This window comes from Streptomyces sp. GS7 (assembly GCF_009834125.1).
In the GTDB taxonomy this organism is placed as follows: Bacteria; Actinomycetota; Actinomycetes; order Streptomycetales; family Streptomycetaceae; genus Streptomyces.
Window position 1 is genome coordinate 5,151,637 of record NZ_CP047146.1, and the last position, 11,788, is coordinate 5,163,424.

Below are 11,788 nucleotides of genomic sequence, written 5' to 3' on the forward strand. Positions count from 1 at the left end.
TGTTCCCACGCGCCAACCTACAAGGCCGACTGCGTCGTTCCGCTGATGCGTACGGCCTCCCCGGCGGCTCACGGCTCCCTGGGCTCAACCGGGGAACGCCCAGGCGGGCGGTCCGAGGACCGCCCGCCTGGCTTGTACTCCGGTGTCGTTGTCACCCGGTTGCCCGTGTGCCGTCGTTACGCGTTGCCGAGGGAGTCCAGCCATTCCTTGACGATCCGCGCGGTCTCCGGCGCGTCGTCGCGCACCATGGAGAAGTGGTCCGCGTCCACGCTGTGGACGGCGGTCGGCCGACCGCCGTGCCGTTCGGCACCGAGGGAAGTGTCGGTCTCGATGCCCAACGTCTCCTTGCCGGCGCGGACGAGCAGCACGGGGGCGGTGGTGTGCCGCAGTTCGAGTTGGCTCAGCATGCCCAGCCAGCGCGCCATGGCGGACAGCCTGGAGTTGGTCATCCGCACCGGGGAGACCTCGTCGACCATGAAGTGGCGTCGCATCAGTCCCCGGTAGTCGAGACCATCGCTCTTCTGGTGCCGGATGCTGATGGTGTCCAGCAGCACCACGGCCTCCGGCCTGATGCCCCAGGTGTTCTCCAGCAGAGCCGCGGCCAGGTACGCGAAGGCTCCCGCGGAGGAGTGCCCGACCAGTACGAACGGCTCACCGTCGCTCGCCCGCAGCGCGCTCTCCGCGACGGCCCGCACCGCGGTCTCGGCAGTGCCCGGCAGCCGCTCCCCCGTGGCGAAGCCGACCAGCGGCAGCGCGCTGACGTGCCGCTCACCCCGGAACGGCGCGGCCAGTCTGACGTATTCATGTACGCCGCCGTTGGCGGTGGGCGTGCTGACGCAGATCAGCCGCGGCCGGCCGGGGCCCTCGGCGAGGGTGGCCGGCAGCGGCAGATCCTCCAGCTCGGCGGTGTTCTCGAAGCTGGGACGGAGCGCGCTCAGGGCGGAGAGCATGCGCTGTGCCTCCGGGATCTTGCCGTTCTCCAGGGCATCGAGGAACAGTCGCTCCAGCGAGTCACTCTCCGGCGCGGCGACCTGGCGGAGGCCCGCTTCGGCCCCGGAGCCGTCCAGGGACTCCTGCGCGGCCAGGTCACCGTAGAGGCGGGCTGCGAGATCGCCGGGGGTCTTGCTGTCGAAGACCACGGTCGCCGACAGGTGCAGTCCGGTGATCGTGGAGAGGCGGTTGCGCAGTTCGACGGAGGTGAGTGAGTCGAAGCCGAGCTCGTAGAACTCCCGGCGCGCGTCGATGCTCTTGGCCGAAGCATGTCCGAGCACGGCTGCGGCCTCGGTGCAGACGGCATCGGTCATCAGCCGCGTACGCTCCTCGGGACGCGCCGCCCGCAGCCGATCGACGAACCCCACGGCTCCGTCGGCACCGGAGCCGACCGTGGAACTCGCGGCCGTCCGCCGGGTTCCCCTGATCAGTCCGCGCAGCAGCGACGGCACCGGCCCTTGCATCCGCACCGGTCCGGATACTCGGCCGACCGCGACAAGGTGGGCGGCATCCGTCGCGGTGGCAGCGTCGAACAACGCCAAACCCCGCTCCGCAGTCAACGGCACCGTCCCATACGAAGCCATCCGCTGCATGTCCGCATCCGAGAGCGACGCGGTCATCCCACCACCCTGATCCCAAGCACCCCACGCCAACGACAGAGCAGGCAACCCCTCCCCCACACGATGCCAAGCAAGCGCATCCAAAAACACATTCCCCGCCGCGTAATTCCCCTGACCCGGACCACCCAACACACCCGCAACCGACGAGAACAACACGAACGCCGACAGATCCAACCCCTTCGTCGCCTCATGCAGATGCCAGGCAGCATCCACCTTCGGACGCAACACAGCCGACAACCGCTCCGACGACAACGACGAGATCACACCATCATCGAGAACACCCGCCGTATGCACCACAGCCGTCAACGGATGCGCCACAGACACCGACCCAACAACCGCATCCACCGCCCCCCGATCAGCCACATCACACGCCCGCACCATCACCTCAGCACCGTTCGCGGTCAGTTCCTCCCGCAGCTCCTCCACACCAGGCGCCGCAAGCCCACTGCGACTGACCAGCAACAGATGCCGCACCCCACGCTCACCCACCAGATGCCGAGCCACCTCACGACCCAATCCCCCGGTGCCACCCGTGATCAGCACCGTCCCCTCCGGATCCCAGGCACCCGGTGCCGCCTCAACACCACCACCCAACTCGACCAACCGGCCCACCCGCAACGCACCGCCGCGCACGACGAACTGCCCCTCCCCAGCAGCCACCAACCCAGGAACCACCCCCAGCACCGACACCAACCCATCAACCCCCGAACCAACCTCAAGGTCCACCAACGCAACCCGCCCCGGATGCTCCGACTGCGCCGAACGCACCAACCCCCACACCGCAGCACCAGCCACATCCACCACGCCCTCACCCGCATCGGCACAAACAGCACCACGGGTGACAAACACCAAACGCGAGGCCCCCGCCCTCTCCCGACCCAACCACTCCTGCAACACACCCAGAACCCGAGCCGTCAACTCATGCGTACGGGCAGGCACATCGTCCCCGACGCCTGACACGGGGACCACCACCAGGTCCTCGTCCCCGGTGAGGTCCGCGAGCGAAGCGACCCACTCACCCAGGCCGAGAACGTCCGCGCCCAGGGACACACACCGGACCTCAGCCGACTCCACCCCAGGAGCCGCCACCCACTCCAACGACAACAGTCCCTCGCGCGCCGCGCGCCGCGCCGCGGCCTGCGGGTCCGAATCGGACGGTTGACCGCCGCGCAGGACGAGTTCCTCAACGGACAGGACAGGTGCGCCCTCGACGTCGACGGCGGCGACGGACACCGAGTCCTCACCGGTCTTCGTCACCCGGGCCCGCAGGATCGACGCTCCACCGGCGTGCAGCGACACCCCACGCCAGGCGAACGGCAGGAGCTGATCCCCCGCGGTACCGACCCCGGCCAGCCTGCGCGACTGCAACACCGCATCCAGCAGCACCGGGTGGAGCCCGAACGCCCCGGCCCCCTCGGTGACCGGGTCAGGCAGCGCCACCTCCACGTAGGCGCCGTCCTCGCTCTTCCACACCGAACGCAGCCCCTGGAACGCGGGGCCGTAGCCGGTCCCGTCGTAGAAGCCCGCCAGGTCGACGGCCACCGCGTCCTGCGGCGGCCAGACCCCGGAACCGAAGTCCACGACCCGCTCACCGCTGGTCAGCGTGCCGCCCGCGTGCTGGACCCACAGCCCATCCGGGTCACCCTCCGGGCGCGAATGCACCGAGACACTGCGAGCCCCCACGTCATTGGGGGCGCCGACCACCACCTGGACCTGCACGGCGCGGTCCTTGAACAGCGCCAGCGGTGTCATCAGGACAAGGTCCTCGACCCGGTCGCAGCCGACCTGATCGGCAGCGCGCATCGCCAACTCGACGAAGCCTGCTCCCGGGAAGAGGACGCTGCCGGCCATGACGTGGTCGACCAGCCACGGATGCGTCCCCAGCGACAACCGGCCCGTCAACACCACCCCGCCGGAATCCGCGACGGTGACCATCGCACCCAACAGCGGGTGCTCCGCGGCCGACAGGCCCGCACCGGCCACATCACCGGACACCAACGCCGGCCGAGGCCAGTACCGCTCATGCTGGAAGGGATAGGTGGGCAGGTCGATGCGCCGGGCACCGGTGCCGTCGAAGATCCTGGGCCAGTCCACCTCGACGCCCGTGACGTGCAGCCGCGCCAGCGCGGTCAGCAGGGCAGACTCCTCGGACCGGTCCTTGCGCAGGGCCGACACGGCCACACTGTCATCGGCGCTGTCCAGACTGTGCTGGGCCATCGCCGTCAGCACCCCGTCCGGACCCAACTCCAGGAAGGCCGAGGCGCCTTCGGCCTCAAGTGTCCGCACGCCGTCGGCGAACCGTACGGTCTCCCGCACGTGCCGGACCCAGTACTCCGCCGAGCACACCAGGTCGTCGGCGGCCAGTCGGCCCGTCACGTTGGAGACCAGCGGGATCCGCGGCGCCTCATACGTCAGCCCCTCCGCCACCCGTCGGAAGTCCTCCAGCATCGGCTCCATCAGCTCCGAGTGGAAGGCATGGCTCACCGACAGCCGCTGCGTCCTACGCCCCTCACCCGCCAACTCCCCCGCGATGCACAGGACTTCGGCCTCATCACCGGCGATCACCACCGCCTCGGGACCGTTGACCGCAGCGATCGACACACCATCCGACAGCCGAGGCTCCACCTCGCTCTCGCCTGCCTGGACGGCCACCATCGCACCGCCCACAGGCAACGCCTGCATCAGCCGCGCCCGCGCCGCCACCAACACACACGCATCAGCCAACGAGAACACCCCGGCCACATACGCCGCCGCAACCTCACCGATCGAATGCCCCGCCACAAAGTCCGGCCGCAACCCAAGGGACTCGACCAACCGGAACAACGCCACCTCTACCGCGAACAACGCCGGCTGCGTGAACCCGGTCTCATCCAGACCCTCCACCTCACCGAACATCACCGCACGCAACGGCCCCGCCAACTCGCCCTCGAAGTGCGCCAGCACCTCGTCCAACGCCTCCGCGAACACCGGGAACCGGCCGTACAACTCCCGACCCATCCCCACCCGCTGCGCACCCTGCCCCGAGAACAGCACCGCCAGCTTCCCGGCCGTGTGTCCAGCGTGACCGCGCGCCACCTCGACGGTTTCGCCACCCTCGGACAACAGCACCGACCGGTACTCCAGGTGTGCCCGGGTGGCGGCCAGCGAGAAGCCCAGGTCGAGGGGCGACTGGTCGGTCAGCGCGGAGATACGCTCTCGCTGCGCGGCCAGTGCCTCCTCGGATCTCGCCGAGAGCAGCCACGGCACGGCCGCCGGCGAGGTCCGCGGCTCTTCCTCGTCGTCGGTCTCCTCGACGACCGGTGCCTGTTCGAGGATGACGTGGGCGTTGGTGCCGCTGATGGCGAAGGACGACACGCCGGCGCGCCGCGGCCGGTCGGCCTCGGGCCACTTCTGCGGTTCCGTCAGCAGCTCTATCGCCCCCGACGACCAGTCCACGTGCGAGGTCGGGGCGTCCACGTGGAGCGTCTTCGGCAGCACGCCGTGCCGCATCGCCAGGATCACCTTGATGATCCCCGCCGCACCGGCCGCGGCCTGCGTGTGGCCGAGGTTGGACTTCACCGAACCCAGCAGCAGCGGCCGCTCGGCGTCCCGCCCCTGACCGTAGGTGGCCAGCAACGCCTGCGCCTCGATCGGGTCACCCAGCGGCGTACCCGTACCATGCGCCTCGACCACGTCCACATCCGAGGGCGCCAACCCGGCACCGGCCAGCGCCTGGCGGATCACCCGCTGCTGCGACGGACCACTCGGCGCGGTGAGGCCGTTGGAGGCACCGTCCTGGTTGACGGCCGAGCCCCGCACCACCGCGAGCACGGGATGCCCGTTGCGGCGCGCGTCGCTCAGCCGCTCGACGACGAGGACGCCCACGCCCTCGGACCAACCGGTGCCGTCGGCCGCATCGGCGAACGCCTTGCACCGGCCGTCCGTCGCCAGGCCGCCCTGCCTGGTGAATCCGACGAAGCTCATCGGCGTCGATATCACCGTCACTCCGCCGACCAGGGCCAGCGAGCACTCACCGGAATGCAGCGCCTGGATCGCCAGGTGCAACGAGACGAGCGAGGAGGAGCATGCGGTGTCGATGGTGACGGCCGGGCCCTCCAGGCCGAAGCTGTACGAGACCCGGCCGGACAGGATGCTGGCGATGAGGCCGGTGCTGCCGTGCCCTTCGATGTCCTCGCGGGAGTTCATCACGGTGTTGACGTAGTCGATACCGCTGGTGCCGACGAAGACACCGGTCTCGGTGCCCCGCAGGGACACGGGGTCGATGGTGGCGCGCTCCAGTGCTTCCCAGGACGCCTCCAGCAGGATCCGCTGCTGCGGGTCCATCGTCACGGCCTCGCGGGGCGAGATGCCGAAGAAGTCCGCGTCGAACGAGGCGGCGTCGACGAAGCCGCCCTCGGTGGTCGCGCTGCTGCCGCTGCCGTCACCGGTGAGAACGTCGAGGTCCCAGCCGCGGTCCGTGGGGAACGCGGAGATGCCGTCCCGGCCGTCGTCCAGCAACTGCCAGAAGTCTTCCGGCGTTCGCACGCCACCCGGCAGCCGGCAGGACATCCCGACGATGGCTATGGGCTCCTGTTTGGCGGACTCGACCTCGCGAAGCCGTTGGCGGGTCTGGTGCAGATCGTTGGTGACCCACTTGAGGTAGTCAACGAGCTTCTTGTCGTTCGGCATGCCGTGGACCCTTCCGTGTGAATAAGGGGGCCGGTCTCAGCGCTCGCTGAGACGGCCGAGCTCGTTGTCGATGAAGGCGAAGATCTCGTCGGTGCTGGCGGCTTCGAGCCGCTCGGCGACCTCGGCGCCGTGCTCCTCCTCGTGGGCGCCCCGCCAGTTGTCCAGGATCCGCGCCAGCCGGTCGGCGACCGCGTCCCTGGTACGGGTGTCGGGCTCGCTGGCGGCGAGTGCGGAGCCGAGGCGCTCGACCTCCGCCAGGAGGGTCGGGCCCGAGTCGGCGTGTCCCACGAGCTCCGTGACGAAGTGGTCGGCGAGTGCGGCGGGGTTGGGGTAATCGAAGACGAGGGTGGCGCTCAGCCGCTGTCCGGTGATCGTGGAGAGACGGTTGCGCAGCTCGACGGAGGTGAGTGAGTCGAAGCCGAGCTCGTTGAACTCCCGGCGCGCGTCGATGCTCTTGGCCGAGGCGTGTCCGAGCACGCCGGCGGCTTCGGTGCAGACGACGTCGGTCATCAGCCGCGTACGCTCCTCCGGGCGGGCCGCCCGCAGCCGATCGACGAGCATCGCGACCGCGCCCGCGGCGGCACCGCCCGTCGAGCTCGCGGCCGTTCGCCGGGCACCCTTGACGAGCCCTCGAAGCACCGACGGCACCGAGCCCTGCATCCGCACCGGTCCGGATACTCGGCCGACCGCGACGAGGTGGGCGGCATCCGTCGCGGTGGCAGCGTCGAACAACGCCAAACCCCGCTCCGGACTCAACGGCACGGTCCCATACGAAGCCATCCGCTGCATGTCCGCATCCGAGAGCGACGCGGTCATCCCACCACCCTGATCCCAAGCACCCCACGCCAACGACAGAGCAGGCAACCCCTCCCCCACACGATGCCAAGCAAGCGCATCCAAGAACACATTGCCCGCCGCGTAATTCCCCTGACCCGGACCACCCAACACACCCGCAACCGACGAGAACAACACGAACGCCGACAGATCCAACCCCTTCGTCGCCTCATGCAGATGCCAGGCAGCATCCACCTTCGGACGCAACACAGCCGACAACCGCTCCGACGACAACGACGAGATCACACCATCATCGACAACACCCGCCGTATGCACCACAGCCGTCAACGGATGCGCCACAGACACCGACCCAACAACCGCATCCACCGCCCCCCGATCAGCCACATCACACGCCCGCACCATCACCTCAGCACCACACGCGGTCAGTTCCTCCCGCAGCTCCTCCACACCAGACGCCGCAGGCCCACTACGACTGACCAGCAACAGATGCCGCACCCCACGCTCACCCACCAGATGCCGAGCCACCTCACGACCCAGCCCCCCGGTGCCACCCGTGATCAGCACCGTCCCCTCCGGATCCCAGGCACGCGACACCCCCTCAACACCACCGCCCAACTCGGCCAACCGGCCCACCCGCAACACACCCCCGCGCACGACGAACTGCCCCTCCCCGGCAGCCACCAACCCAGGAACCACCCCCAGCACCGACACCAACCCATCAGCCCCAGAGCCAACCTCAAGGTCCACCAACGCAACCCGCCCCGGATGCTCCGACTGCGCCGAACGCACCAACCCCCACACCGCAGCACCAGCCACATCCACCACGCCCTCACCCTCGCCGGCAACAACCGCGCCACGGGTGACAAACACCAAACGCGAGGCCCCCGTCCTCTCCCGACCCAACCACTCCTGCAACACACCCAGAACCCGAGCCGTCAACTCATGTGTACGGGCAGGCACATCACCATCCGCGCCCGACACGGGCACGACCACGAGGTCCTCGTCCCCGGTGAGGTCCGCCAGCGAAGCGGCCGACGCATCCAGGCCGAGAACGTCCGCGCCCAGGGACACACACCGGACCTCAGCCGACTCCACCCCAGGAGCCGCCACCCACTCCAACGACAACAGCCCGTCGCGCACCGCGCCGCGCCGCGCCGCGGACCGGCCGGTGCCGGGGTCCCGGTAGGCCCGCATCACCATTGCCTCGGCGGACAGGGCGGGCGCGCCCTCGACGTCGACGGCCGCGATGGACATCGAGTCGTCAGCGGTCTTGACGACCCGCACCCGGAGTACCGAGGCGCCGCCCGCGTGCAGCGACACGCCCCGCCAGGCGAACGGCAGGAACTGATCGTCCTCGGTGCCGACCCCGGCCAGCCGGTGGGACTGCAACACCGCGTCCAGCAGCGCCGGGTGGAGCCCGAACGCCCCGGCATCCCCTGCGACGTGGTCCGGAAGCGCCACCTCGGCGAAGACACCGTCCTCGCTCTTCCACACCGAACGCAGCCCCTGGAACGCGGGGCCGTAGCCGGTCCCGTCGTAGAAGCCCGCCAGGTCGACGGCCACCGCGTCCTGCGGCGGCCAGACCCCGGAACCGAAGTCCACGACCCGCTCACCGCTGGTCAGCGTGCCACCCGCGTGCTGGACCCACGGCCCATCCGGGTCACCCTCCGGGCGCGAATACACCGAGACGGTACGGGTGCCCGCCTCATCGGCGGCCCCGGCCAGCACCTGGATCCGCGTGGCACGCTCCTCCTGGAGCACCAACGGCGTCATCAGCACCAGGTCCTCGACCCGGTCACAGCCGACATGGTCGGCGGCACGCATCGCCAACTCCAGGAAGCCTGTTCCGGGGAAGAGCACGCTGCCGCCCATGACGTGGTCGAGCAGCCAGGGATGCGTCTGCAGCGACAGCCTGCCCGTCAACACCACCGCGCCGGAGTCCGCGACGGTGATCGTCGCACCCAGCAGCGGGTGTTCCGCGGCCAGCAGACCCGCACCGGCCACATCACCGGACACCAACGCCGGCCGAGGCCAGTACCGCTCGTGTTGGAAGGGATAGGTGGGCAGGTCGATGCGCCGGGCACCGGTGCCGTCGAAGATCCTGGGCCAGTCCACCTCGACACCCGTGACGTGCAGCCGCGCCAGCGCGGTCAGCAGGGCAGACTCCTCGGACCGGTCCTTGCGCAGAGCGCTGACGAACACCGCTGCCCCGTCCGCGCTGTGCTGGGCCATCGCCGTCAGCACCCCGTCCGGACCCAACTCCAGGAAGGCCGAGGCGCCTTCGGCCTCAAGTGTCCGCACACCGTCGGCGAAGCGGACGGTCTCCCGTACGTGACGAACCCAGTAGTCCGCCGAGCACACCAGTTCCTCGGGAGCCAGCTCACCGGTCACGTTGGAGACGAGGGGTATCTGGGGTGCCTTGAACGACAGTCCGACCACAACCCGTCGGAAGTCCTCCAGCATCGGATCCATCGACGCCGAGTGGAAGGCATGGCTCACCGACAGCCGCTGCGTCTTGCGCCCCTCAGCCGCCAACTCCTCCGCGATGCATAGGACTTCGGTCTCATCACCGGCGATCACCACCGCCTCGGGACCGTTGACCGCAGCGATCGACACACCATCCGACAGCCGAGGCTCCACCTCGCTCTCGCCTGCCTGGACGGCCACCATCGCGCCGCCCACAGGCAACGCCTGCATCAGCCGCGCCCGCGCCGCCACCAACACACACGCATCAGCCAGCGAGAACACCCCGGCCACATGCGCCGCCGCAACCTCACCGATCGAATGCCCCGCCACGAAGTCCGGCCGAATCCCCCAGGATTCCACCAATCGGAACAACGCCACCTCGACCGCGAACAGTGCCGGCTGCGTGAACCCGGTCTCATCCAGGCCCGCCGCCTCGCCGAACATCACCGCACGCAGATCCCGCAACTCGCCCTCGAAGTGCGCCAGCACCTCGTCCAACGCCTCGGCGAACACCGGGAACCGGCCGTACAACTCCCGACCCATCCCCACCCGCTGCGCACCCTGCCCCGAGAACAGCACCGCGAGTGGGCGGCCCGTTTCCGCGCGGCCGCGGGCCGCCTCGGTCAGTTCGCCGTCGGGGCACTGCGCCAGCAGCACCGCGCGGTGCGCGAAGGTCGAACGGCCCGTGGCGAGCGAGAAGCCCACGTCCACCGGTGACGTCGCGGTGCCGCGCGACGACATCCGTTCGAGCTGCGCCGCCAGCGCCTCCTCGGACTTGCCCGACACCAGCCACGGGACGACAGAGGGCGTCAACGCCGGTTCGGTTCGAGGCTCTTCGGGCGCATCCGCCTGCTCGATGACGACGTGGGCGTTGGTGCCGCTGATCCCGAACGACGACACGGCGGCTCGCCACGGCCGGTCGGCCTTGGGCCACTCCCGGGGCTCCGCCAGCAGCTCCACCGCACCGGAGGACCAGTCGACGTGCGATGTCGGCTGATCCACGTGCAGGGTTTGCGGCAGCACGCCGTGCCGCATCGCCAGGATCACCTTGATGATCCCCGCCGCACCGGCCGCGGCCTGCGTGTGGCCGAGGTTGGACTTCACCGAACCCAGCAGCAGCGGCCGCTCGGCGTCCCGCCCCTGACCGTAGGTGGCCAGCAACGCCTGCGCCTCGATCGGGTCACCCAGCGGCGTACCCGTACCATGCGCCTCGACCACGTCCACATCCGAGGGCGCCAACCCGGCACCGGCCAGCGCCTGGCGGATCACCCGCTGCTGCGACGGACCACTCGGCGCGGTGAAGCCGTTGGAGGCACCGTCCTGGTTGACGGCCGAGCCCCGCACCACCGCGAGCACGGGATGCCCGTTGCGGCGCGCGTCGGACAGCCGCTCGACGAGGAGGACGCCGACGCCTTCCGACCAGCCGGTGCCGTCGGCCGCGTCCGCGAACGCCTTGCACCGGCCGTTCGCCGCCAGGCCGCCCTGCCGGCTGAACTCCATCAGGGAACCCGGCGACGACATCACGTTCACGCCGCCGACCAGGGCCAGCGAGCACTCGCCGGCCCGCAGGGCGTGGGTCGCCGTGTGCAGGGCCACGAGCGAGGAGGAGCACGCGGTGTCGACGGTCACCGCCGGGCCTTCCAGGCCCAGCGTGTAGGACAGCCGGCCGGAGGTGGCGCTGGCGGCGATCCCGGTGCCGATGTCGCCGGTGGCGTCGGCCAGCGAGCGCACCAGCAGGTAGGCGTAGTCCTGGCCGTTGGTGCCGACGAAGACGCCGGTGCGGCTGCCCCGCAGGGTGGTCGGGTCGATGCCGGCGCGCTCGATGGCCTCCCAGGAGGTCTCCAGGAGCAGCCGCTGCTGCGGGTCCATGGTGACGGCCTCGCGCGGGGAGATGCCGAAGAAGCCGGCGTCGAAGTCCCCCACGCCGTCGAGGAATCCGCCTTCCTGGCTGACGGCGTTGCCGCGTGCGTCGACCCCGGCGTCCCGCAGCGCGTCCAGGTCCCAGCCGCGGTCCGTGGGGAACGCGCCGATCGCGTCCTTGCCCGCGGCCAGGAGTTCCCACAGGTCCTCGGGTGACCGCACGCCGCCGGGGTACCGGCAGGCCATCGCCACGATCGCGATCGGTTCGGTGGCCGCGGCGGCCAGCTTGCGGTTCTGTCGGCGCAGGTGCTCGGCTTCCTTCAACGAGGCGCGGAGGGCTTCGACGACGGTTTCACTGGATGTGGTCATGGTCCGCTCTTTCCGCTCTG

At 70.1% G+C, this 11,788-nt stretch carries 1 protein-coding gene and 1 pseudogene; both read right to left on the reverse strand.

From position 1 onward, the window contains the following. Window positions 1-176: 176 nt before the first annotated feature. On the reverse strand, window positions 177-6,278 hold the full coding sequence (locus GR130_RS22715) for a type I polyketide synthase (RefSeq protein WP_159506397.1): 6,102 nt from the start codon (window positions 6,276-6,278) through the stop codon (window positions 177-179). Between the two features lie 36 nt (window positions 6,279-6,314). After that, window positions 6,315-11,738: pseudogene (locus GR130_RS22720) on the reverse strand (type I polyketide synthase); the annotation flags it as partial. Between the last annotated feature and the right edge of the window lie 50 nt (window positions 11,739-11,788).